At 69.3% G+C, this 23,067-nt stretch carries 23 protein-coding genes; 4 read left to right on the forward strand and 19 right to left on the reverse strand.

Annotation, left to right across the window (positions count from 1 at the left end):
• Nucleotides 1-3 precede the first annotated feature (3 nt).
• From purH to AB3K92_RS25560, 5 genes are all read right to left on the reverse strand, one after another.
• Entirely contained in the window at nt 4-1,569 is a 1,566-nt protein-coding gene (purH, locus tag AB3K92_RS25540; protein ID WP_021162493.1) for a bifunctional phosphoribosylaminoimidazolecarboxamide formyltransferase/IMP cyclohydrolase, read from the reverse strand.
• A gap of 44 nt (nt 1,570-1,613) precedes the next feature.
• Nucleotides 1,614-1,847 carry a Fis family transcriptional regulator gene (locus tag AB3K92_RS25545; protein WP_006476892.1) on the reverse strand — a complete coding sequence of 78 codons (234 nt, stop codon included), beginning with the start codon at nt 1,845-1,847 and terminating at the stop codon, nt 1,614-1,616.
• A complete protein-coding gene (dusB, locus tag AB3K92_RS25550) occupies nt 1,844-2,911 on the reverse strand; it encodes a tRNA dihydrouridine synthase DusB (protein ID WP_042977079.1) in 1,068 nt (355 codons plus the stop codon). The genes AB3K92_RS25545 and dusB overlap by 4 nt, the downstream gene beginning before the upstream one ends.
• 124 nt (nt 2,912-3,035) lie before the next feature.
• Entirely contained in the window at nt 3,036-4,223 is a 1,188-nt protein-coding gene (locus tag AB3K92_RS25555; RefSeq protein WP_369466065.1) for a UbiH/UbiF/VisC/COQ6 family ubiquinone biosynthesis hydroxylase, read from the reverse strand.
• Between the two features lie 40 nt (nt 4,224-4,263).
• Entirely contained in the window at nt 4,264-5,649 is a 1,386-nt protein-coding gene (locus tag AB3K92_RS25560) for an aminopeptidase P N-terminal domain-containing protein (RefSeq protein WP_027788358.1), read from the reverse strand.
• Nucleotides 5,650-5,836: 187 nt separating this feature from the next.
• Between AB3K92_RS25560 and AB3K92_RS25565 the strand changes: the two genes are divergently transcribed.
• Complete coding sequence (locus AB3K92_RS25565) at nt 5,837-6,448, forward strand: glutathione S-transferase family protein (RefSeq protein WP_021162497.1); 612 nt, start codon at nt 5,837-5,839, stop codon at nt 6,446-6,448.
• 118 nt (nt 6,449-6,566) lie between these two features.
• Here the strand turns inward: AB3K92_RS25565 and AB3K92_RS25570 are convergent, their stop codons facing one another.
• Both AB3K92_RS25570 and AB3K92_RS25575 read right to left on the reverse strand, forming a co-directional pair.
• Complete coding sequence (locus AB3K92_RS25570; RefSeq protein ID WP_021162498.1) at nt 6,567-8,186, reverse strand: FMN-binding glutamate synthase family protein; 1,620 nt, start codon at nt 8,184-8,186, stop codon at nt 6,567-6,569.
• A 197-nt stretch (nt 8,187-8,383) separates the two neighbouring features.
• Entirely contained in the window at nt 8,384-9,148 is a 765-nt protein-coding gene (locus AB3K92_RS25575) for an NAD(P)H-dependent oxidoreductase (protein ID WP_369466068.1), read from the reverse strand.
• Nucleotides 9,149-9,222: 74 nt separating this feature from the next.
• On the opposite strand from AB3K92_RS25575, the gene AB3K92_RS25580 reads away from it, so the two are divergent.
• Nucleotides 9,223-9,597 (forward strand): helix-turn-helix domain-containing protein, encoded by a 375-nt coding sequence (locus AB3K92_RS25580; RefSeq protein ID WP_059497181.1) that lies wholly within the window; start codon nt 9,223-9,225, stop codon nt 9,595-9,597.
• Between the two features lie 65 nt (nt 9,598-9,662).
• Here the strand turns inward: AB3K92_RS25580 and mnmA are convergent, their stop codons facing one another.
• On the reverse strand, nt 9,663-10,811 hold the full coding sequence (gene mnmA / locus AB3K92_RS25585; protein ID WP_059487115.1) for a tRNA 2-thiouridine(34) synthase MnmA: 1,149 nt from the start codon (nt 10,809-10,811) through the stop codon (nt 9,663-9,665).
• A complete protein-coding gene (locus AB3K92_RS25590) occupies nt 10,808-11,317 on the reverse strand; it encodes an NUDIX hydrolase (protein WP_021164203.1) in 510 nt (169 codons plus the stop codon). Before AB3K92_RS25590 ends, mnmA begins: the two co-directional genes overlap by 4 nt.
• Nucleotides 11,318-11,401: 84 nt before the next feature.
• On the opposite strand from AB3K92_RS25590, the gene AB3K92_RS25595 reads away from it, so the two are divergent.
• Nucleotides 11,402-11,533 (forward strand): hypothetical protein, encoded by a 132-nt coding sequence (locus AB3K92_RS25595; RefSeq protein WP_269114123.1) that lies wholly within the window; start codon nt 11,402-11,404, stop codon nt 11,531-11,533.
• 88 nt (nt 11,534-11,621) lie between these two features.
• Here the strand turns inward: AB3K92_RS25595 and AB3K92_RS25600 are convergent, their stop codons facing one another.
• Entirely contained in the window at nt 11,622-12,542 is a 921-nt protein-coding gene (locus tag AB3K92_RS25600; RefSeq protein ID WP_059497184.1) for a LysR family transcriptional regulator, read from the reverse strand.
• Between the two features lie 80 nt (nt 12,543-12,622).
• Between AB3K92_RS25600 and AB3K92_RS25605 the strand changes: the two genes are divergently transcribed.
• Nucleotides 12,623-13,546, forward strand: a complete 924-nt coding sequence (locus tag AB3K92_RS25605) for a carbon-nitrogen hydrolase family protein (RefSeq protein WP_021164200.1) — start codon at nt 12,623-12,625, stop codon at nt 13,544-13,546.
• 80 nt (nt 13,547-13,626) lie between these two features.
• Here the strand turns inward: AB3K92_RS25605 and AB3K92_RS25610 are convergent, their stop codons facing one another.
• From AB3K92_RS25610 to AB3K92_RS25650, 9 genes are all read right to left on the reverse strand, one after another.
• The gene (locus AB3K92_RS25610; protein WP_021164199.1) at nt 13,627-14,313 is read right to left on the reverse strand and encodes a YafY family protein; all 687 of its coding nucleotides are present in this window, start codon (nt 14,311-14,313) and stop codon (nt 13,627-13,629) included.
• Nucleotides 14,314-14,386: 73 nt separating this feature from the next.
• Nucleotides 14,387-14,797, reverse strand: coding sequence for a VOC family protein (locus AB3K92_RS25615; RefSeq protein ID WP_021164198.1), 411 nt, complete (start codon nt 14,795-14,797; stop codon nt 14,387-14,389).
• Between the two features lie 100 nt (nt 14,798-14,897).
• Nucleotides 14,898-15,107 carry a hypothetical protein gene (locus AB3K92_RS25620; protein ID WP_369466069.1) on the reverse strand — a complete coding sequence of 70 codons (210 nt, stop codon included), beginning with the start codon at nt 15,105-15,107 and terminating at the stop codon, nt 14,898-14,900.
• A gap of 163 nt (nt 15,108-15,270) precedes the next feature.
• The gene (locus AB3K92_RS25625) at nt 15,271-16,572 is read right to left on the reverse strand and encodes a class I SAM-dependent RNA methyltransferase (protein WP_369466070.1); all 1,302 of its coding nucleotides are present in this window, start codon (nt 16,570-16,572) and stop codon (nt 15,271-15,273) included.
• 162 nt (nt 16,573-16,734) lie between these two features.
• Nucleotides 16,735-18,849 (reverse strand): site-specific recombinase, encoded by a 2,115-nt coding sequence (locus AB3K92_RS25630; protein WP_048024165.1) that lies wholly within the window; start codon nt 18,847-18,849, stop codon nt 16,735-16,737.
• Nucleotides 18,850-19,339: 490 nt separating this feature from the next.
• The gene (locus AB3K92_RS25635) at nt 19,340-20,065 is read right to left on the reverse strand and encodes a membrane integrity-associated transporter subunit PqiC (RefSeq protein WP_369466071.1); all 726 of its coding nucleotides are present in this window, start codon (nt 20,063-20,065) and stop codon (nt 19,340-19,342) included.
• Nucleotides 20,062-21,681, reverse strand: coding sequence for an intermembrane transport protein PqiB (locus AB3K92_RS25640; RefSeq protein ID WP_027788344.1), 1,620 nt, complete (start codon nt 21,679-21,681; stop codon nt 20,062-20,064). Before AB3K92_RS25640 ends, AB3K92_RS25635 begins: the two co-directional genes overlap by 4 nt.
• Nucleotides 21,674-22,303: a paraquat-inducible protein A gene (locus tag AB3K92_RS25645; RefSeq protein ID WP_021156371.1), complete on the reverse strand. Its 630-nt coding sequence runs from the start codon at nt 22,301-22,303 to the stop codon at nt 21,674-21,676. Before AB3K92_RS25645 ends, AB3K92_RS25640 begins: the two co-directional genes overlap by 8 nt.
• On the reverse strand, nt 22,300-22,962 hold the full coding sequence (locus AB3K92_RS25650) for a paraquat-inducible protein A (protein WP_021156370.1): 663 nt from the start codon (nt 22,960-22,962) through the stop codon (nt 22,300-22,302). Before AB3K92_RS25650 ends, AB3K92_RS25645 begins: the two co-directional genes overlap by 4 nt.
• Nucleotides 22,963-23,067 lie beyond the last annotated feature (105 nt).

Below are 23,067 nucleotides of genomic sequence, written 5' to 3' on the forward strand. Positions count from 1 at the left end.
CGATCAGTGACGGAAGTGACGCACGCCCGTCAGGATCATCGCGATGCCGTGCTCGTCGGCTGCCGCGATCACTTCGTCGTCGCGCATCGAGCCGCCCGGCTGGATCACGCAGGTCGCGCCGGCCGCCACGACGACGTCGAGGCCGTCGCGGAACGGGAAGAACGCATCCGACGCGACGGCCGAACCGGCCAGCGTCAGGCCCGCGTTCTGCGCCTTGATGCTTGCGATCCGCGCGGAATCGACGCGGCTCATCTGGCCGGCGCCGACGCCGAGCGTCATGCCGTTGCCGCAGAACACGATCGCGTTCGACTTCACGTACTTCGCGACGCGCCATGCGAACAGCAGGTCGTCCATTTCCTTCGCGGTCGGCTGGCGCTTCGTGACGACGCGCAACTCGCTCGGCTGCACGTTCTTCGAATCGAGCGACTGCACGAGCAGGCCGCCGCCCACGCGCTTCAGGTCGAATGCGTTGTGGCCGTCGCCCAGCGCGATCTCGAGCAGGCGCACGTTCTGCTTCGCGGCGAACACCTGCTTCGCGGCGTCGGAGAACGACGGGGCGATCAGCACTTCGACGAACTGCTTCGCGACGGCCTGGGCGGCCGCTTCGTCGACTTCGCGGTTGAACGCGATGATGCCGCCGAATGCGGAAGTCGGATCCGTCTGGAACGCCTTCGCGTACGCGTCGGCCGAATCGTTGCCCACTGCCACGCCGCACGGGTTCGCGTGCTTGATGATCACGCAGGCCGGTGCGTCGAACGTCTTCACGCATTCCCACGCCGCGTCCGAATCCGCGATGTTGTTGTACGACAGTTCCTTGCCCTGCAGCTGGCGGTAGTTCGCCAGCGCGCCAGCCGGCGTCGCGAGGTCGCGGTAGAACGCGGCGCTCTGGTGCGGGTTCTCGCCGTAGCGCAGGTCCTGCACCTTGTCGAACGCCAGGTTCAGCGTGGCCGGGTACGTGCTGCGCGACGCGTGCTTCAGCTCGTCGGTCAGGCTCGTCAGGTAGTTCGTGATCGCGCCGTCGTATTGCGCGGTGTGCGCGAACACCTTCGTCGCGAGGCGGAAGTTGGTCGCGTAGCCCACCGCGTTGCCGTTCGCCTTCATTTCATCGAGCACGACCGCGTAGTCGGCCGGATCGACGACGACCGTCACGTCGCGATGGTTCTTCGCGGCCGAGCGCAGCATCGTCGGGCCGCCGATGTCGATGTTCTCGATCGCGTCGGCGAGCGTGCAGTCGTCCTTCGCGATCGTCGCGACGAACGGATACAGGTTCACGACGAGCAGGTCGATCGTCGGGATGCCGTGCTGTTCCAGCGCCTGCATGTGCTCGGGCAGGTCGCGGCGGGCCAGGATGCCGCCGTGCACCTTCGGGTGGAGCGTCTTCACGCGCCCATCGAGCATCTCCGGGAAGCCCGTGTAATCAGCCACTTCGGTCACGGGCAGGCCGGCGTCGGCGAGGAGTTTCGCGGTGCCGCCCGTCGACAGCAGCTTGACGCCGAGGTCGGACAGCGACTTCGCGAAGTCGACAATGCCGGTCTTGTCGGAAACGGAAATGAGCGCTTGCTTGATCATGATGGAACCACCAATAGCCAGGGAAACGGGGACGGGACGGCCGCCTACAGCAGGCCGTGCTGCTGCAGCTTCTTGCGCAGCGTATTGCGATTGATGCCGAGGTACTCCGCGGCGAGCGACTGGTTGCCGCCTGCCTGTACGAGCACGACCTCGAGCATCGGCTTTTCGACGCAGGACATCACCATTTCATAGACGTCGTGCGGATTGGAGCCGTCTAGATCCCGGAAATACACGTCCAGGCTCTCGCGGACACATTGTTCGATGTTGTGCTTGCTCATGCTGCTAACTGGTTATGGTCGTCCGACTCGCCCTGGCCGTTTTCCTCTTCGTCGTCGACGTAGACGAGGTGGTCCGACAGCGCCTTTTGCGCCTCGAAGAATGCATTGACGGCGGCGAGCTGCTCGCGGGTGGAATCGAGCGTGTTCATCCTGTGCCGGAACCCGTTGGCACCGGAAAGGCCGCGAGTGTACCAGCCGATGTGCTTGCGCGCAGTACGGACTCCCGTGAATTCACCATAGAACGCGTAGTGGTCTTCCAGGTGTTCGTTCATCACGTGCTGGATCTCGTCGATCCGCGGCGGGGGCAGCAGCTCGCCGGTTTGCAGGAAATGATCGATTTCGCGGAACAACCACGGCCGGCCTTGCGCGGCGCGACCGATCATCAGGGCATCGGCGCCGGTCGCGTCGAGCACGGCCTTCGCCTTCGCGGGCGACGTGATGTCGCCGTTCGCGACCACCGGAATCCTCACCGCCGCCTTCACGGCCGCGATGGTGTCGTACTCGGCGTCGCCGCGGTACAGGTCGGCGCGCGTGCGGCCGTGCACGGTGAGCATCGAAATGCCGGCGGCTTCGGCCAGGCGCGCGACGGTGATCGCGTTCTTGTGCTCGCGATCCCAGCCGGTGCGGATCTTCAGCGTGACGGGCACCGCATCGGGCCCCGTGCCGACCGCCGCGACGACCGCCTCGACGATGCGCTGCACGAGCGGCTCGTTCTGCAGCAGCGCGGAGCCGGCCGCGACGTTGCAGACCTTCTTCGCCGGGCAGCCCATATTGATGTCGATGATCTGCGCGCCGTTGTCGACGTTGTAGCGGGCCGCTTCGGCCATCATCGCCGGATCGGCGCCCGCGATCTGGACCGCGATCGGCTCCACCTCGCCTTCGTGGTTCGCGCGCCGCATCGTCTTCGCGCTTTTCCACAGCTGCGCGTTGGACGCGACCATCTCGGACACGGCGTAACCGGCCCCCATCCGCTTGCAGAGCTGGCGGAACGGACGATCCGTCACGCCGGCCATCGGGGCGACGAACAGGTTGTTACGCAATACGTGAGAGCCGATAACGGGCATCGCAATGGCACCGCCCGCGGCGGGCGCGGGCATGAAAAGGGCAGACGGAAACGCGCATTTTACCGTATTCCCATGCCCCGCCGATTTGACCCGGTTTGAGTGGCGCGACTGTGCGCGCCGGGTGTCAGTTGCGCTGGCCGAACATCATCTGGCGCGCGATCACCTTCTTGAGCGGCGGCACGAACTCGAGCGCGGTCAGCGCGGCACCGCGCAGCAGCGGGAGCGGGCCCGAGTCGATCGTGAACAGGCGTGCCAGCGTGTCGGTCGCGCCGATCGTGAAACGCCGGTCGAGTGCGCGGCGCGCGTTGAAGGTGGCGAGTGCGGTCGATTCGAACCCTTGCGTGGACAGCGTGTCGACGAGCGTATGCGCATCGCGCAACCCGAGGTTGAGCCCCTGGCCCGCGACGGGGTGCAGGGTTTGCGCGGCATTGCCGACGATCGCGACGCGGCCGTTGACGAGCGTCTGCGCGGCGTTCAGGCCGAGCGGGAAAGACGCGCGGCCCGTGATCGCGACGAAGTCGCCCATGCGCGCGCCGAACGCGCTGCCGAGCTCGCGCAGGAACGCGTCGTCGGGCAGCGCGGCGCGGCGCGCCGCTTCGTCGGGCGTGCAGCACCACACGAGCGAATATTCGGCCTGGCGCGGGCCGCCGAGCGGCAGCAGCGCGAGCGGGCCTTCGTGCGTGAAGCGTTCCCATGCGACGTTCGGGCGCGGCGCCGATACCGTGACCGTGCCGACGATCGCGGTCTGGCCGTAGTCGCGGCGGTGCTTGCCGGTATCGGCCCGCTGTTCGTGGAACAGCCCGCCTTCGGCGTTGATGACGATGCGTGCGCGCAGCGTGCGCTCGCCTTGCGGGCCATCGAGCGTCAGCGTGACGCCGTCGGCATCCTGCTGCGGCGCGCGCGCGGTGGTCGACGTGAGCCAGTCGACGCGGGTGCCGCGCACGGCGCCCGCGAGCGCCTGCACGAGCGAGCCGAAGCGCACGACATAACCGAGCGCGGCGACGTCGTGTTCGTCGCGGTCGATCAGCGTGCGGCCGAAATGGCCGCGCTGCGATACGTGGATGTGTTCGATCGGCGTCGCGTCGGCGGGCCACGCGAGCGTGTCGAGCAGCACGCGGCTGCCGTGCGACACGGCGATCGCGCGCGGATCGTTTGCGCTCGCGGCCGGTTCACGCGCATCGATCAGCGCGATCGATGCGTGCTGCGTGGCGCTGCGGCGCGCAAGCCAGCCGGCGAGCGCGAGCCCGACGGGGCCCGCGCCGACGATGGCGAGGTCGTAGTCCGGCGTGGCCGGGGAGGAGGCGGTCGTCATCTTGATTCGTGAAACGGAGGTAACGGTCGGCGGCAGCCGGTCATGCGAGTGCGCGCATCAGCGCTTCGATCTCGTCCGCCGCGACGGGCACGCCGCGCGTGATCAGCTCGCAGCCCTGCTCGCGCACGATCGCGTCGTCCTCGATGCGGATGCCGATGTTCCAGTACTCGGGCGGCACGTCGTCGGCGGCGCGCACATACAGGCCGGGTTCGACCGTCAGCGTCATGCCGGCCTTCAGCGTGCGCCATGGCAGCGCGCCGTTGCCGTCGCGCTCGGCGAGCCGCTCGCGGTAGTCGCCGCAATCGTGCACGTCCATGCCGATCCAGTGGCCGGTGCGGTGCATGTAGAAGCGCGTGTACGCACGCTCGGCGATCACGTCGTCGACGTTCGAGAAGCGCGTTTTCGGGATGATGCCGGTGTCGAGCAGCCCCTGCGCGAGCACGCGCACGGCGGCGTCGTGCGGTGCTTCGAACGGCACGCCGGCGCGCGTCGCGTCGATCGCGGCCTGCTGGGCGGCGAGCACGATGTCGTACAGCGTGCGTTGCGCGGGCGAGAAGCGCCCGTTGGCCGGGAACGTGCGCGTGATGTCCGACGCGTAGCCGTCGAGTTCGCACGCGGCGTCGATCAGGATCAGGTCGCCGTCCTTCGCGGTTGCGTTGCCGGCCGGGTAGTGCAGCACGCACGCGTTCGCGCCGGCCGCGACGATCGAGCCGTACGCGGGCGACTGCGCGCCGTGCTTGCGGAACACATACAGCAGCTCCGCTTCGAGTTCGTATTCGCGGATGCCGGGGCGGCATGCCTGCATCGCGCGGCGGTGCGCGAGCGCGGAGATGTGCGCGGCGCGCATCATGATCGCGAGTTCGTGCTCGTCCTTCACGAGCCGCATGTCGTCGAGGAGCGGCGTGAGGTCGAGCATCGCGTCCGGTGCGGCGACGCCCGTGCGCGCCAGCGCGCGTACCGCGTCGATCCAGCCCGCGAGCCGGCGGTCGAAGTCGGCCGATGCGCCAAACCGGTAGTGCACGGTGCCGGAGTCGGCGAGCAGGCGCGGCATCTCCGTATCGATCACGTCGACCGCGAACGCCGCGTCGAAGCCGAACGCATCGCGCGCGGCTTCGGGCCCGTAATGGAAGCCTTCCCAGATCTCGCGGTCGGCATTCTTGCCGCGGCAGAACAGGATCGACTCCGGCGCGCCGTGCGGCGCGGCCGCGTTCAGCACGAGCACCGCATCCGGCTCGGTGAAGCCCGTCAGGTAATGGAAGTAGCTGTCGTACCGGTACGGGTAGGCCGTATCGCGGTTGCGCAGCAGTTCCGGCGCGGTGGGGACGATGGCGACGCCGCCGCCGGCGGCACGCAGTGCGGCAAGCACGCGTTCACGGCGCTGGCGGTAGACGTCGACGGCGATGGCGGTATCGAGGGGCGCGTTCATTCGTGCGATTGTAGCGCCGCGTGACGCCGCGCGTGAGAGAGGGGGCGGGAAGCCGCGCCGGGCGGCCCGCGTGACGGTTGTTGCAAACCATCCACAGGCCGGTCGGGCGATTTTCTGTCGCGCGACGCCGGCCGGTTATGATCGGCGACAACGTATACTCTCGGCGGTTCCCTTAAAAAGGCAGATGATGAAATTAATCGGTTCGCTCAGCAGCCCGTACGTCCGCAAGGCGCGGATCGTGCTGGCTGAAAAGAAGATCGACTACAAGCTGGAGCTCGAGAACGTGTGGGCGCCGGAGACGGATATTCATGCTTCGAATCCGCTCGGCAAGGTCCCGTGCCTCGTGATGGAGGATGGTGCCGCGGTGTTCGATTCCCGCGTGATCTGCGAATACGTCGACACGCTGTCGCCGGTCGGCAAGCTGATTCCGCCGTCGGGGCGCGAGCGCGTCGAAGTGCGTTGCTGGGAAGCGCTGGGCGACGGCGTGCTCGACGCGGCCGTGGCAATTCGTCTCGAATACACGCTGCGGGACGAAGCGCAGCGCAGCGCGAGCTGGATCGCGCGCCAGCAGCGCAAGATCGACGACGCGCTCGTCGCGATGTCGCAAGGGCTCGGCGGCAAGACGTGGTGCGTCGGTAATCATTACACGCTCGCCGATATCGCACTCGGCTGCGCGCTCGGCTATCTCGACTTCCGGATGCCCGAGCTCAACTGGCGCGACCGCCACCCGAACCTCGACAAGCACTTCGTGAAGCTGCTGCAGCGCCAGTCGTTCGCCGATACGCTGCCGCAGAACTGAGCCGCGCGCGACGCGTACACGCTTCGCGCATTCACGCATTCGGCAGACGAAAGAAAAGCGCCCCGCGGGGCGCTTTCTTTTTGCCGGGCCGCCCCCGCGGCGGAGGCGCTCGCCTGCGTCATTCGATCGACGCGTAGACGGCCTCGCCGAGCGTGAACGAATCGCTGCGCGAAATCGGCCACCACTTGTCGTACAGCGTAAAGCCGCAGGTGTTGCCGTCGAGCAGCGCGCCGGGCTTCAGGTACTTCAGCAGCTGCGACATCAGCCGGACCTCGTGCGGCGCGATGCGCTGCACGATGTGATGCGCGCGCAGCTCCGACGGATGCGCGAGGCCGGCCGCCTGCACGAGCTCCTGCAGCGCGTGCAGCGTGTTGCGGTGGAAGTTGTACACGCGGTCGGCCTTGTCGGGCACGACGAGCGCGCGCTGGCGCACCGGGTCCTGCGTCGCGACGCCGGTCGGGCAGCGGCCCGTGTGGCAGGTCTGCGCCTGGATGCAGCCGACCGCGAACATGAAGCCGCGCGCCGAGTTCACCCAGTCCGCGCCGATCGCGAGCGTGCGGGCGACGTCGAACGCGGTGATGATCTTGCCGCTCGCGCCGATCTTCACGCGGTCGCGCACGCCGATCCCGACGAGCGTGTTGTGCACGAGCAGCAGCCCTTCCTGCAGCGGCACGCCGACGTGGTCGGTGAATTCGAGCGGCGCCGCACCCGTGCCGCCTTCCGCGCCGTCGACGACGATGAAGTCCGGCACGATGCCGGTCTCGAGCATCGCCTTCGCGATCCCGAAGAATTCCCACGGATGGCCGACGCACAGCTTGAAGCCGGTCGGCTTGCCGCCCGACAGCGTGCGCAGCCGTTCGACGAATTCGAGCAGCCCGCGCGGGGTCGAGAATTCCGAGTGCGTCGCGGGCGAGATGCAGTCCTTGCCCATCGGCACGCCGCGCGTCTCGGCGATCTCCGGCGTGATCTTCGCGGCCGGCAGCACGCCGCCGTGGCCGGGCTTCGCGCCCTGCGACAGCTTGACCTCGATCATCTTGACCTGCGGATCGGCGGCCTGCTTCGCGAACTTGTCGGGGTTGAAGGTGCCGTCGTCGTTGCGGCAGCCGAAGTAGCCGGACGCGATTTCCCAGATGATGTCGCCGCCGTTCTCGCGGTGGTACTTCGACAGCGAGCCTTCGCCCGTGTCGTGCGCGAAACCGCCTTTCTTCGCGCCGAGGTTCAGCGAGCGGATCGCGTTCGCGGACAGCGAGCCGAAGCTCATCGCCGAGATGTTGAAGATCGAAATGTCGTACGGTTGCGCGCGATTCGCGCCGACGCGGACGCGGAAATCATGGTTCGGCAGCTTCGTCGGCGCGAGCGAGTGGCTGATCCATTCGTGCGCGACGGCCTTCACGTTCAGCTCGGTGCCGTACGGCCGGTTGTCGGCGACGTTCTTCGCGCGCTGGTAGACGAGGCTGCGCTGCGCGCGCGAGAACGGTTTCTCGTCGGTGTCGTCCTCGACGAAATACTGGCGGATTTCAGGTCGGATGAATTCGAACAGGAAGCGGAAGTGGCCCCAGAGCGGGTAGTTGCGCAGGATCGCGTGGCGGTCCTGCTTCAGGTCGTACAGGCCGAGCGCGACGAGGGCGGCGGGAATCAGGATCCACAGCCACGCGATCGCGTGCCGCGCGGCGAGTGCCGCGACGGCCACGAACAGCAGGACCGCGCACCACATCGCGAGATAGCGTCGGGAAAACATGGGGACTCCGTCGTAATTATCTGGATGGCCATCGCTCGCGAGCGGTCGCGCGGCGGCCGGCAGGTCGGCGCCCTCGGCGTTGCGCCGGGCCGGCGGGCAGGGTGCCCGAGCCGTGCCTGGCCGCTGCCGGCGCCCACGATGGTCGAGAGTCTACTACGGGTCCCGTGAAGCTCGCGTTGCCGAGCCGGCCCGCCGCGTCAGGGGCCCGCGTGACGGATGAACGGGCCGTATGCGGGCGCGTCGGGCTTCAGCCTGACGCCGGCTTCGAAGTCCGAGTCGCGGTTGAACGGCACCCGCGGCCACGTGTGCCAGGCGCGCAGTCGCGCGCGGTAGTCCGCGAGCGCTTGCGCGAGGCGCGCGTCGTCGAGCCGCGCGTTGTCGCCGGCCGGATCGCTGCGAACCGCGTGGATCAGGTGCGGTTCGAGCACGTCGAAGCCGACGTAGCGCAGCGCATGCATGAGCGGCCACAGCAGCAGGCGCGTGTCGCCCTCGCGGCCGTCGGGCGCGCAGGCGGCGGCCGACGATCCGGTCGTCACGCTCAGCAGCGCGCGGCGCCCGTGCAATACGCCGCTGTCATGACGCCGGCGGCTGCTGTAGAGGCCGCCGTAGACGAACACGCGATCCATCCAGCCCTTCAGGATCGCCGGTGCGCCGAACCACCACAGCGGGAACTGCAGGATCAGCGCGTCGGCCTGTTGCAGCAGCTCGACGTGATGCCCGACCTCCGGCGCGAGCGTGCCGCGCTCCCAGTGGTGGCGCTGCTCGCGTTGCGCGTCGAAGCGTGCCGTGTCGAGCCGATCGGCGTAATGGCGCGGCGCCTCGCACGGGTCGAAGCCGTCGGCGTACAGGTCCGCGACGGTCGCGGTATGGCCGGCGGCGCGCCACGCATCGGCCGCCGCATGGGAGAGGGCCGCGTTGAACGACTGCGGTTCGGGATGGGCGACGACGATCAGCGCATGCATGGCGGGCTCCGTGAGTGTGCGACGATGATGGCCGGCGGCAGCGGGGCCGCGCAATCACGCACCCGGAGGTAACCATGGCATTTCCCGGCGACGTCTATGCGGCGGACTGTTCGGCGCGCGATGCGCTCGCGCTGATCGCCGGCAAATGGACGCTGCTGATCCTGCCGGCGCTGGCCGAGCGGCCGCTGCGCAACGGCGAGCTGCTGCGGCGCATCGGCGGCATCTCGCAGAAGGTGCTCACGCAGACGCTGCGCGAGCTGGAGCGCAACGGGCTGATCGAACGGATCGCGATCGCCGCGCGGCGATCGCATGTCGAATACCGGCTGACGCCGGTGGCGGAATCGCTGGTGGACACGCTCGTGGCGCTCGATCGCTGGGCCGAGCGCCATTTCCCGGTGCTCGACGCGGCGCGCGAGCGCTACGACGCGGCCGTGCGGCACATGCGCTGAACAGGCGGGCGGCCGCGGGCGCGACCGCTTTCGGCCGGCACCGCCCGCGCGGCGCCGGCGGCGCGTCAGCGCGCGGCCGCGAGCGCCGGCGCGTCGAGCGCCTGCCGGTCGCTGGTTGCCGCGCTTTCGATGATGCCGCCGCCGAGACAGATCTCGCCGTCGTACAGCACGGCCGACTGGCCGGGCGTGACGGCCCACTGCGCATCGTCGAACGCGAGCGAGAAGCGTGCTTCGCCTGCCGGGCCGGGCACGGCGGCGCCGAAGGCGCATGCCGCGTCGGCCTGCCGGTAGCGCGTCTTCGCGCCGCACGCGAAGCCCTCGGCCGGCGGCTCGCCGGCGACCCAGCTCACGTTGCCGGCGACGAGTTCGCGCGACAGCAGCCACGGATGATCGTGGCCCTGCACGACGTACAGCGTGTTCGACGCGATGTCCTTCGCGGCGACGAACCACGGTTCACCGCTGCCGCTCTTGCTGCCGCCCAGGCCGATGCCCTTGCGCTGGCCGAACGTGTAGAACGCGAGGCCGATGTGCTCGCCGACGACCTTGCCGTCCGGCGTCTTCATCGGGCCGGGTTTGGTCGGAAGATAGCGGTTCAGGAAATCGCGGAACGGCCGTTCGCCGATGAAGCAGATGCCGGTCGAATCCTTCTTCTTCGCGTTCGGCAGCCCGATCTGCGCGGCGATCTCGCGCACCTTCGTCTTCGGGATCTCGCCGAGCGGGAACATCGTCTTCGACAGTTGCGCCTGGTTCAGCCGGTGCAGGAAGTACGACTGGTCTTTCGTATGGTCGAAGGCCTTCAGCAGCTCGAAACGCCCGTCGCGCTCGCGCACGCGCGCATAGTGGCCCGTCGCGATCATTTCCGCGTCGAGCGACATCGCGTGATCGAGGAACGCCTTGAACTTGATTTCGGCGTTGCACAGCACGTCGGGGTTCGGCGTGCGGCCGGCCGAGTATTCGCGCAGGAACTCGGCGAACACGCGATCCTTGTATTCCGCCGCGAAGTTGACGGCTTCCACGTCGATGCCGATCAGGTCGGCCACCGACACGACGTCGATCCAGTCCTGGCGCGTCGAGCAGTATTCGCCGTCGTCGTCGTCTTCCCAGTTCTTCATGAACAGGCCGACCACGTCGTAACCCTGTTCCTTCAGCAGCCACGCGGTCACCGACGAATCGACGCCGCCCGACATGCCCACCACTACACGGCGCTTGCTCATTTGTTGACCGCCTGACGTTCGAATGCTTCGGGGCGCGGCGCGACCGAATGCGTATGCACGAAATCGAGCGGAATGCGCCGCCCGGCGAGGTAATCGTCGACGCAGCGCATCACCGCGGGCGAGCGATGGCGCTCGCTGCACGCGCGCAGTTCGTCGGCGGTCATCCACAGCGTGCGGACGATGCCGTCGTCGAGCGCGTGGCCCGCGACCGGCTCGCCGGCCGTGCCGCAGAAAGTGAAGCGCAGGTAGGTCGCGCCGGCGGTGCCGGGACGGTCGTAGTGCGCCAGATAGACGCCGACGAGCGCGTCGGGCGTGAACGGGTGCGCGGTTTCCTCGAGCGTCTCTCGGATCACGGCGTCGGCCAGCGTTTCGCCGGCTTCGAGATGGCCTGCCGGCTGGTTGATGCGCAGGCCCGACGAGGTTTCTTCCTCGATCACGAGAAAGCGGCCGGCGTGCTCGACGAGCGCCGCGACCGTCACATGCGGGGTCCAGATTTCGGGTTTCATGGTTCGGCATTTTACCGGTTGCGCCCGAACGCTGCCCGGCGTTCGGTCAGACGAATCCGACCCTCGTAATCGTCCGTCGTGCCGGTGCGCGGCCACGCCGGCCAGGCTCACGCGCCGATCTCGCGCGATCGTGCGCAAAGCTACCTGGACAAGACGATGATGGTGTTCGGCGATGCGAAGAAGGTCATCGAGGACATGGTGAAGGCGGTCGACTGACGCATGCGCCGGCAACGCAGGCCGCCTGCCTCGATTCGCGGGCGGCCTCAAGGGACAGGCCCGACCGGCGCAAGCCGGCCGGGCCGTTTCATGGTGCGACGAGGTTCGCGATGCACGCGGCGATCGTGTCGCGTACGCGCACGATCGCCGGGTCGCGCTGCGTGCTCGTGCGCCAGCCGATTTCGACCGGGTAGTGCGGCAAGTCGACCGGGCAGGCGAGCGCGCGCAGCGGCGTGGATCGCGCGATCGCGCGCGCCGCGTGCGAGGGAATCGTCGCCACCGCGTCGGAGCCGGCGAGCAGGTACGGCAACGCGGCGAAATGCGTGGTCGACGCCGCGACGCGCCGCTTGTGGCCGAGCGTGGCCAGCGCCTCGTCGACGATCCCGATCACGCCGCCCGACGACACGAGCAGGTGGTCGCGCTGCAGGAAATCGGCGAGCGTGAGCGTGCGCGGCGGCCGGGGGCGGGCGGCCGGGTCGATCAGGCACGCGTAGCCGCCCGTCGCGACCGCACGCCGGCTGAGCCCGTTCGCCGAGAAGCCGCCCGATGCGATCGCGAGGTCGACGCCGTGGCGCAGCAGCGCGTCGCCAGCGATGCCGCTGTGCGTCTGCCGGAAGATCAGCCGGATGCCGGCGGCTTCCCGTGCAACGGCGTCGATCAGCGCGCGGCCGAGCGCGATCTCGAAGTCGTCCGACAGCCCGATCGAGATCGTGCGGCCGATGCGGTCGCCGCCGTCGGCCGCGATCGCGAGGCTTTCGCGGCAACGGTCGAGCGCGTCGGACAGGATCGGTTTCAGTTCGTCTGCGCGCGGCGTCGGCGCGAGCCCGCGGCCGGTGCGCACGAACAGCGGATCGGCATAGATCACGCGCAGCCGCGCGAGCGCCGCGCTCACCGCCGACTGCGTGAGGCCGAGCCGCAGCGCCGCCCGGCTCGCGCCGCCTTCCTCGTACAGCGCCTCGAACACTTTCAGCAGGTTCAGGTCGAGGCTGGCGATATCATCCACATTCATGTCACTTATCGTTCTATCGATTTGATCGATGACATCATATCGATAAAGATGGCGTTACCCCATTCACCGGAGACGCCTTCATGTCCACGTCAGTCATCGCCGCGCTGCAGATCGGCGCTTCGCCCGCCGGCACGCGCGCCACGCTCGACACGATCCTCGGCTACGAAACCGCGATCCGCGACAGCGGCGCGTCGCTCGTCGTGCTGCCCGAGGCCGTGCTCGGCGGCTATCCGAAAGGCGAGATCTTCGGCACGCGGCTCGGCTACCGGCTGCCCGAGGGCCGCGACGCGTATGCGCGCTACGCCGCGCAGGCGATCGACGTGCCGGGGCCGGAAACCGATGAGCTGGCCGCGCTGTCGCAGCGCACGGGCGCGAGCCTCGTGGTCGGCGTGATCGAGCGCGGCGGCAGCACGCTGTACTGCACGGCGCTGTTCTTCGATCCGCGCGATGGGCTCGTCGCGAAGCACCGCAAGCTGATGCCGACCGGCACCGAGCGGCTGATCTGGGGGCAGGGCGACGGCTCGACGCTGCCCGTCGTCGACACGGCCGCGGGCCGCGCGGGCGCCGCGGTCTGCTGGGAGAACCACATGCCGTTGCTGCGCTGCGCGATGTACGCGAAAGGCGTGCAGATCTGGTGCGCGCCGACCGTCGACGAGCGCGACGTGTGGCAGAGCTCGATGCGGCATATCGCGCACGAGGGGCGCTGCTTCGTCGTCAGCGCGTGCCAGGTGCAGCCGTCGCCGCGCGCGCTCGGGATCGACGTGCCGGGCTGGGATCCGGAGCGGCCGCTGATCCGCGGCGGCAGCGTGATCGTCGGGCCGCTCGGCGACCTGCTGACGGAGCCGCTGATCGGCACGGCCGGGCTCGTGACCGCGCGTATCGATACCGACGAACTCGTGCGGGCGCGTTACGACTTCGACGTGGTCGGGCATTACGCGCGGCCCGATGTGTTCTCGCTGCACGTCGACGAGCGGCCGAAGCGCACGGTGGTGTTCGGCGCGTAGGGAAAGGCGGGCCGGGCGCCGCACGGCGGCCCGGAACGTGAACGGCGGCGGTGTGCCCGCCGCCGTGCCGTATCGGCGCGTCAGCGCATCGGCGCTTCCGCGATCCGCATGTAATCGGCGATGCGCCGCCCTTCCATGTCCGGAAATTGCTCGTGCACGACGATGTCGCCCATCCGCGCGATGTCGAAGGTGCGGAAATCGCCGCGCAGCTCGCACCACGCGCCGATCGTCCAGCGCCCGCCCCAGTAGACGAGCCCGAGCGGCCACACGCGGCGTTGCGAATGCGCGCCGAGCCGGTCGCGGTAGTCGAAGCTGACGACGTGGCGCGTATCGATGGCCTGGTGGATCGCATCGACCTTCGCGCAAAACGTCTCGTCGATGTGGAACGACGGCGCGAACACGGGCAGGCGGTCGAGCGCCGTGCGCTTGTCGGCCGGCATCGCCGACGCGATCTTCGCGAGCGCCGAGCGTGCGCCGCTCGCGAAGCGCGCACCGCCCCAGGTTTCGAGCATGCGTGCGCCGGTGGCGAGCGCCGCGAGCTCCTCGGCCGTGAACGTGAGCGGCGGCAGGCTCGCGTTGCGGTTCAGCCGGTAGCCGATGCCGGCTTCACCTTCGATCGGTACCCCTGACAGTTGCAGGTCGCGCACGTCGCGATAGACCGTGCGCGGCGACACCGACAGCCAGTCGGCCAGCTGCTGCGCGGTCGTGAGACGACGCCCGCGCAGCAGCTCGGCGATCTGGAACAGGCGGTCGGCACGGCGCGTCATGACGGCACCTCGGCTCCAACGGCAATGGGGACTTCGCGATGATAGCGCCGTGCGCGCCCGATGGCCGCTGCGCTCAGTGGCATTTCGGCGCGTGCAGGCCGACGCGGTTGCCTTCGGTGTCGATCAGGTAGCCGACGTAGCCGTAGTTGTTCGGCAGCTCGACGACGGAGCCCTGCACGACGCCGCCCGCGCGCTTCGCGCGTTCCAGCGCCGCGACGACCGATTCGCCGGCGTTCAGGTAGACGAGCACGCCGTTCGCGCTCGGCTTGATCTGCTGCGGATCGAACACGATGCTGCCGCCCGTGCTCGATGCGTCGCGGTCGAACGTGGCCATCGGCACGCCGCCGATGACTTCGCGCTGCAGCGTCGTTTGCAGCACGGTTTCGTAGAAGCGGATCGCCCGGTCGAAATCGAGGGACGGAATGTCGAACCACGCGATCGCGCGCTCGGGGGTGGCAGTGGCGGTGGCAGTTGCGGACGTCATGACGCGCTCCTTGTTGCGTTGTTGTTCGGGTTCGGTGCGGAAACCAGCGTTGCATTGCGCCGGGATTGCAGTGTGATCGCAGCCTGCTGACACCGTATTGTCAGTAGAGGTCGGGAACGATCCGCCAGCGCCGCCTGATCGTCACGTGGCGCACGCCGTCGAGGGAGAGTGGGGAATTGCGCGTGATCTGCGTCGTCGAGCCGCGCGACGGCGCCGTGAAGCCGGCTGTCACGCACGACGGGCTGGTGCCGGGCTCGGAGATGGATCGCGGGATTCGCGTCGGGTAGCCGCTCGTGCTGTCGAGCCGCAAGACGCCGCTCGAGACGGGGCAGGCGCTGCCGTTCACGACGGGGCGCCCGGAGAAGTCGAAGCATTGAAGCGGAACGCCGCCGTTGCCGCGGATGCGGTAACGGCGGCGTTCCGGTCGCCGCGCAGGGGCCGTATCGGCGGCCCCGTCGCGACCATGATGCGGATTACGCGTCGCCTTCCGGCGTGGCCGGGCGCGCCTTCACGCTGCCGGCGATCAGGTCGAAGCGGAACAGCCGGCATTCGAGCGCGCCGTTGAACAGCGGCGTCTTGGCTGATTCGCGCAACCGCAGCTGGCCGGGCAGCGAACGGTCGGACGTCAGCAGGAACGCCTGCCAGCCCGTGAAGCGCTGCTTCAGCGCATCGCCGAGCGCGTTGAAGAACTCGCTGTCCGGCGCGTCGGTGTGGGTGCGGCGGAATGCGTCGTCGTTGCCGCGGTTGCGGCCCGTCTCGCGCACCTCGCCGCGCGCGCTGCGGCCGCGCACCTCGATCCGCTCGCCGTACGGCGGGTTCGCGAGGATGATGCCCGGGCCGTCGCACGGCGGCGTCATCCCGCGCGCGTCGACCTGCTTGAGCCACACCGACGGCACGCCCGCGCGCTCGAGGTTCGCGCGTGCCTTCTCGAGCATGTCGCCGGAGATGTCGCTGCCGTACACGCCGAGCGCTTCGCCGCGTTTGCCGCGCGCCGCGCGCTTCGCGTCCAGCGCCGGGACCTTCAGCCCCTGCCATGCGGTGATGTCGTATTGCTTGAGTTTCTCGAAGCCGAACCGGCGCTCGACGCCGGGTGCGACGCCGAGCGCGATCTGCGCGGCTTCCGCGAGGAACGTGCCGCTGCCGCACATCGGGTCGTACAGCGCCGTGCCGGGCGTCCAGCCCGTCAGGCGCAGGATGCCGGCCGCGAGGTTCTCGCGCAGCGGCGCCGCGCCCTTGTCGAGACGCCAGCCGCGCTTGAACAGCGGCTCGCCCGACGTGTCGAGGTACAGCGTGCACTCGTTGGCCGTCAGGAACGCGAACACGCGCACGTCGGGCGCACCGGTGTCGATGCTCGGGCGCGCGCCGGTCTTCTCGCGCATCCGGTCGCAGATCGCGTCCTTCACGCGCAACGTCGCGAATTCGAGGCTCTTCAGCGGCGACTTGATCGCGGTGACGTCGACGCGCAGCGTCTGCGTCGCCGCGAACCAGCGCTCCCACGGCTGCTCGAGCGCGAGCGCGTAGACGTCCTGCTCGTTGCGGTAGGCGCGGTGCGCGATCTTCAGCAGGACCCGGCTCGCGATCCGCGAATGGAGGTTCGCGGCCATGCCGGCGGCCCAGCCGCCGCTGAAGTGGACGCCGCCCGGCACCTGCGCGCCCGCGGTGAACGGCGCGCCGTTCAGGTGGCGGCCGGCGATTTCGGCCAGCTCGGCGGCAAGCGCCGCTTCGAGGCCGCGCGGGCAGGGGGCGAAGAATTCGTACAGGGTGGGCGAGGACATAAGGCGGGTGAGGACGTGCAAAAGTCCACTATTGTACGCGGCGCGGGCGGCCGGGGCCGGCGTTGCGTCGCGTTTCGGTGCCGCGGCGCGGGCCCGGGCGCCGCGCATGCGTGCCGGGGGCGGCCCGGCGGCGCCCGGGCGGGCACCGCCAGGCCCGCGGGCTCAGTGCGAGCCCGGCTGGCCGGCGCGGGCGGCCGGGCTGCTGCCCGGCCAGAACAGCGCGAGCGGATTCGACAGCACCGTGCGGACGATCGCGGCGACGAGCGCGCGCACCTTGGTCGGGCGCAGGCTGCGCGAGCGCACGGCCATCGTGAACGCGAGCGCGAAGCTCACGAGCACGTTGAGGATCGCCATGCTGAGCACGCCGGCGCCGGCCCACCACAGCTCGGGGGTGCCCAGCGCGTCCTTGCCCAGCACGCCGAGCGCGATCCCGATCGAGCCGGCCGACAGCGTCACGTGCCGCACCTCGAACGGGAACATGAACACGGTGACGATCGCCGGGATGAGGCCGAGCATCAGGCCGAGGCCCACGTTCGCGACCACGCCGGCCACGTTCGACCGGCAGAAATGCGCGAGCTTCGCGGCGCCGGCCGCGCCGAGCGTGAGGCGCAGCCGGCGGTTGTACGTGAGCGCGTCGCCGACCCGGTGCAGCACGAACCAGTTGTCGGCCCAGCCCGCGAGCAGGCTCGACGCCCACAGCAGCACGCCGGTCAGCGCCGCGTAGAGCGGCGTCGGGCCGAGCAGCGAGAACGAGTGCAGCGTCGCGTGCGCCTTCTCCGGCGAGATCAGGTTCGCATGCAGCAGGTTGCCGGCGAACAGCTGCACCAGCAGGCACACGGGCAGCACGACGAGCACGTTGCCCGAAATCGCGGCGGCCTGCGTGCGGATCAGCGCGATCACCGATGCCACGAACGCCTTCACGCCTTCGTCGTGGCCCGTGTCGTCCAGCTCGCGCGCGAGCGTCGGTGCGGTCATCGCAGGCTGCTTGGTCGCGAGCGTGAAGTGCAGGAAGTGCATCAGCATGAAGCTGGCCGCGTAGTTGATGCCCGCGAGCAGCCCTTCGAGCATCGACTGCAGGTGCGCGCCCGTGATCGCGAACTTCACGCACACCGTCACGACGGTGACGAGGCCGCCGCCCGCGGCCATCCGCAGCATCTTCAGGTACTCGGCGCGGCCGCGCGAGATGTAGTGCTCGCCGGTGTCCGCGTTGGTTTCGACGAGCTTGCGCGCGAACAGCGAGAAGTTGCTGCGCACGAGGTGCGACACGCTCTGGCTGTTGTGGTTCGCGTCGACGAGCTCGGCCGTCAGGTGCGCCATCCCGTGCAGGTCGTCGCGCGCCATCCACGCGTTGAGCAGCATCTCGGCGCGCAGGATGCGCATGCGCATCCGCTCGACCTGGAACACGATGTCGACCGACACGCCGTTGCGGTACAGGTGCGAGAACACCTCGTCGACGGCGATCCGGCATTCGTCGAGCAGCACGCGCAGGTAGTTGACCTCGTGCAGCAGCTTGCTCGGGTCGCCGCCGTCCTCGACGGCCGCGTGCGCGGTCTCGACCGCGAGCATCGCGCGCGTGAGGCGGTAGAACGGCTGCGTTTCCAGCGGTTTGCGCGCGTCGTCGTCGGAGAGCCGGCTGCGCACCGTCTGCGACAGGCCGGTCGAGCTGATCTGGCAGGTCAGGTTGTGCAGCGCGGCCAGCAGGTCGCGCGAGAACGAGCCCGGCTCGTGGCGCTCTTCGTCGGTGACGTCGAACGAGAACAGGTCGGCGAGGCGCGTGAGGAGATCGTCGGGCAGCGCGTCGATCCATTGCGCGTCTTCCGGCGTCGGGAACATCAGCGTGAAGAGTGCCGACAGCTCGCGGCGGTTCGGCGCCGGCGGGATCAGCGACGAGTCGATCCGCTCGAACAGCGCGCCGAAGAAGCCCGAGTGCACGGGCATGCCGGCGTCGCACAGGAGCGAGATGCCGTCGCACTCGCGCAGGATGCCGCGCAGGATGCGCGCGGCGTGTGCCTTCCATGCGGGGTTGCGATCGAGCACGTGGAACAGGTAGCGCAACCGCGCGTGGGCCGGATACGCGCGCGCATCGGCGTCGCGATCGGCCGGCGCGTCCTGCATCGTGCCGGTGCGGCGCAGCCAGTGCGCGAGCTCGATCAGCCATTCGCTGCGCTCGGCGTACGACGCATCGGCGTCGGCGTGCGCGAGCAGGGCATCGAGCTGGTGACCGGCATTGCGCGACGCGCGCCACTTCTTGATCAGGGTCGTCAGGGAACGAAACATAAACGGAATAACGAAAGCCCTCGGCGGGCGGGTTCGGGATGCCGGCCGGGAAACGGCGCGGCGCCGGGGAGAACGGGTGAGACGGGGCAGGTTGCCGGACGATGCGAGGCGACCCGCGATGCGGCTGCCCTGCTCGGTGCACGGTGCGGGCGCCGGGCGGCACGGCGGTCGGGCCGAACGCGGCCCGGCGCCGCTGGCTGGCGCGCACGACGAGCGGCGCGGGCCTGAAAGTGCGTAGGATCGTCAATCGGGCCGGAAAACGCAAGCCGACCGCGTTGCACGAAGCCGGTTCCGGCCGACTTTGACAAACAATGTCATGGCCGTCCGGCCGGGGAGCGCGATGCGGGGCCGGGGCCGGCCGCGGCAGCGCATCGCCGGTGGCGGCCGGCGGGCGCTATCGGACGCGACGCGCTGGACGAAGCCGCGCAGGTGTGTACGCCGTCGAGCGTTCGCCCGCGCGCCGCCCGCCCGCCGCCCGCGCGCCGCCCGCTTATGCGCCGGACTTGCCCGTCGCGCCGGCGCCGCCGCCCGGCGCCGGATTGGCCGGGCACGGCACGACCGGCGCGGCGGCCGTCTTGCCGCCGGCCGCGGGTGCCGTGACAGCCGAAGCGCCACGGCGCGCGGCCATGGCACGCACGCCGGCCGCGGCTTGCGTGGCGATCACGTCGAGCGCGCGCCGGTGGCCGGCGACGAGTGCGTCGTAGCCGTCGGCGACCGGTTCGGCGACGCTCGTGCGGCAGGTCATCACGGCCTGCGTGGCGAGCGAGCGCACGCTCCACACGGCATCGACCGCCGCGCGTTTGCCCGGCCACGACTCGAAGCGCTGCACGTTCACGCTGATGCGATACACGGGCACGCCGGGCGGAGTCGCGGAATTCGCGACGTCGATCGTGCCGAGCTGCGCGGCGAGATCGTCCGACAGCGCGCGGCGGATCTCGTCGGCGGGCGGCGACGCCCAGCGTTCCTGCTCGAGCACGTCGACCTGCGCGGCGTTCTTCTGCACGACCAGCTGGTTCTTCGCGACCTGCTCGGGCACGCCGACCGACGGCACCTCGATCAGGAACGCCGGGTTGGCCGGCGCGGTGCGCAGCGGCGCAGCGGCATCGGCCGGGCTGAGCGTGTAGAACCGCGCGGGCGGCGAGCTGCACGCGGCGAGCGCGAGGGCGGCGGCAACCGCCGCCGCACCGCTCGCGAAACCGTTCACGCGTGTCGTCATGGTTGATCTCCTGGCTTGCCCTTGAGCAGCGATTCGGGGTGACGCTCGAGGTAGTCGGCGAGCGCGTTCAGCGATTGCAGCGTGCGCGTGAGCTCCTTCAGCGCGCCGCGCACGTCGGACTGCAGCGGCGAATCCTGCTGCAGCGTCGCTTCGGCGGTCGAGAAGGTCTGCTTCGCGGCCGACAGCGTGTCGCGCGCTTCCGGCGCGACCTGCGTGTCGAGCTGCTTGAACAGCTTGTCGGCGTTCGCGAGCGCGCTGTTCAGGTTCGCGCCGATCTGGTCGAACGGCACCTTGTCGAGCTTCTTCGCGATGTCGGCGACCTGCAGCTGCAGCTCGTCGAGCGTATTCGGCACGGTCGGCAGCTCGAGCGGCTGGCGTGCCGTGTCGATCTTCACGGCCGGTGCCTTCGGGAAGAAGTCGAGCGCGACGTACAGCTGGCTCGTCAGCAGGTTGCCGGTGCGCAACTGGCCGCGCAGCCCGTGCTGGACGAGCCGCTCGACGATCTCGCGGCGGGCCGGTTCGCCCTTGCTCTCGATCGTTTCGCGGAAGCGCCGGCCGAGGCGTTCCGGATAGATGTTCATCGTCACCGGCATCAGGAAGTTCTTCGTCTTCGGATCGAAGTCGATACCGATGTTCGTCACTTCGCCGAGCACGATGCCGCGGAAGTCGACCGTCGCGCCGACGGCGAGCCCGCGCAGCGACTGGTTGAAGTTCATCACGACCTGCAGCGGCTGGCCGTCCGGGTCGCGCATCGCGTCGCCCTCGTCGGACGCAAGGCGGAACGTCGTGTTGTTCGGCGCCGTCGTGCCGGAGCCCTGGTTCGGCGGCGTCTGGAACGCGATGCCGCCGAGGATCACCGTCGCGAGCGACTGCGTGTTCAGCTTCAGGCCGCTCGAATCGAGCCGCAGATCGACGCCGCTCGCCTGCCACCAGCGCGAGTTGATGCCGACGTACTGGTCGTACGGCGCGTTGACGAACACGTTGAACGTGACGCCCGTGCCGTCCTTGTCGAGCGAGAAACCGACCACCTGGCCGACCTGCACGCGGCGGTAGTAGACCGGCGAGCCGATGTCGACCGAGCCGAGCGAATCGCCGCGCAGCACGTACTGCGTGCCTTTCTGGTCGCCCGTGACGGCCGGCGGCGTCTCGAGGCCCGTGAAATCGGTCAGCGTGTCCTGGCCGCGGCCGGCGTCGACGCCGATGTACGCGCCCGACAGCAGCGTGCCGAGCCCCGACACGCCGGTCGCGCCGACGCGTGGCCGCACGATCCAGAAGCGCGAGCCCTTGACCGCGAAGTCCTCGGCTTCCTTCTTGAGCTGCACCTGGACGAGCACGCGCGACAGGTCTTTCGACAGCTTGATCGTCTTGACCATGCCGATCTCGACGTCCTTGTACTTGACCTGGGTCTTGCCGGGCTCGAGCCCTTCGGCGCTGTGGAAGCTGATCGTGATTTCCGGGCCGCGTTCGCGCACGGACTTGATCACGAGGCCGATGCCGATCAGCGCGGCGATCAGCGGCACGAGCCAGACGAGCGACGGCAGCCAGCCGCTTTTCGTCGAGATCGTCGGATCGGGCGGCCGGGGCGCGTCGTGCTGCGGGCCTTGTGGACTATTCATGGTGATTCCCTGAGGTTTCGACTGGATCCCAGATCAGGCGGGGATCGAACTGCATCGACGCGAGCATCGTCAGGATCACGACCGAACCGAACGCGAGCGCGCCGGGGCCGGCCGTGATGACGGCGAGCGAACGGAAATGGACGAGCGCGACGGTCAGCGTCACGACGAAGATGTCGAGCATCGACCAGCGGCCGATGCGCTCGACGATCCGGAACAGCCGCGTGCGCTGCTGCGGCCGCCACGCGGTGCGGCGCTGCGCGCTGATCACGAGGATCAGCAGCACGCCGAGCTTGAGCATCGGCACGAGGATGCTCGCGACGAACACGACGACGGCGAGCGGCCAGTCGCCCGACACCCAGAAATAGATGACGCCGCTCATGATCGTGTCTTCCTGCGAGCCGACGATCGACGCGGTGCGCATGATCGGCAGCAGGTTCGCCGGAATGTACAGGATCGCGGCCGCGAGCAGCAGCGCCCACGTGCGCATCAGGCTGTTCGGCGTGCGGAAATGGAGCGCGCTGCCGCAGCGCGCGCAATGCGCGTGCGGATGGTCGAGCGTCTGCACGAGCCCGCACGTGTGGCAGCTGACGTAGCCCTCGCGGGCGGCGGTCGGGATCGTCATCGGCGGGCGGCTTCCGGCAGCGGGGCGGCGTCGGGCTGCCCGGGCGAGCGCCCGGCGCGCAGGTCGTCGGCGATGTCCCACAGCGTGCGCGGATCGAACATCAGCACCACGGCGATCATCAGCGTGAGCGCGGCGAACGCGAACAGCGCGGCGTCGGGCACGACGCGCGCGAGGCTCACCATCTTGACGATCGTGACGAGGATCCCGAGCATGAACACCTCGATCATCCCCCACGGCCGCACCAGCTCGATCGCGCGCAGCACGAGGTTGAAACCGGGCGGCACGACGCCGCGGCGGATCGGCAGCAGCAGGTACAGCAGCGCGGACATCTCGACGAGCGGGAACAGCACGGTCGAGCAGAACACCATCACGCCGACGATCGCCATGTCCTGGCGCCACAGCGAGTCGATCGCGCCGATCAGCGTGGTCTGCACGCGGTTGCCGTTCACGTCCATTTCGAGGATCGGGAACGCCTGGGCAATCGTGAACGTGATCAGTGCCGCGAGCGCGAGCGCGCAGATCCGCTCGATCTGCGCCGCGCTGTTGCGATAAAGCAGCGCGTCGCAGCGCGGGCAACGCGCGATTTCGCGGCCGCTCAGGCGCGGTTTGTGCAACAGTGCGTCGCACTCGTGACAGGCAATCAGGTCGTATCGTTGCATGGAAAAGGCAGTTGTGCGACGGCCGGGGACACGCGTCGACGGGGCCGGAACCCGCGCCAATCTTACCAAAAGGGCCTTTTCGGCGTGTCAAGGATCGTGCGGTTT

Source organism: Burkholderia sp. Bmkn7, assembly GCF_041103175.1.
Lineage (GTDB): Bacteria > Pseudomonadota > Gammaproteobacteria > Burkholderiales > Burkholderiaceae > Burkholderia > Burkholderia cepacia.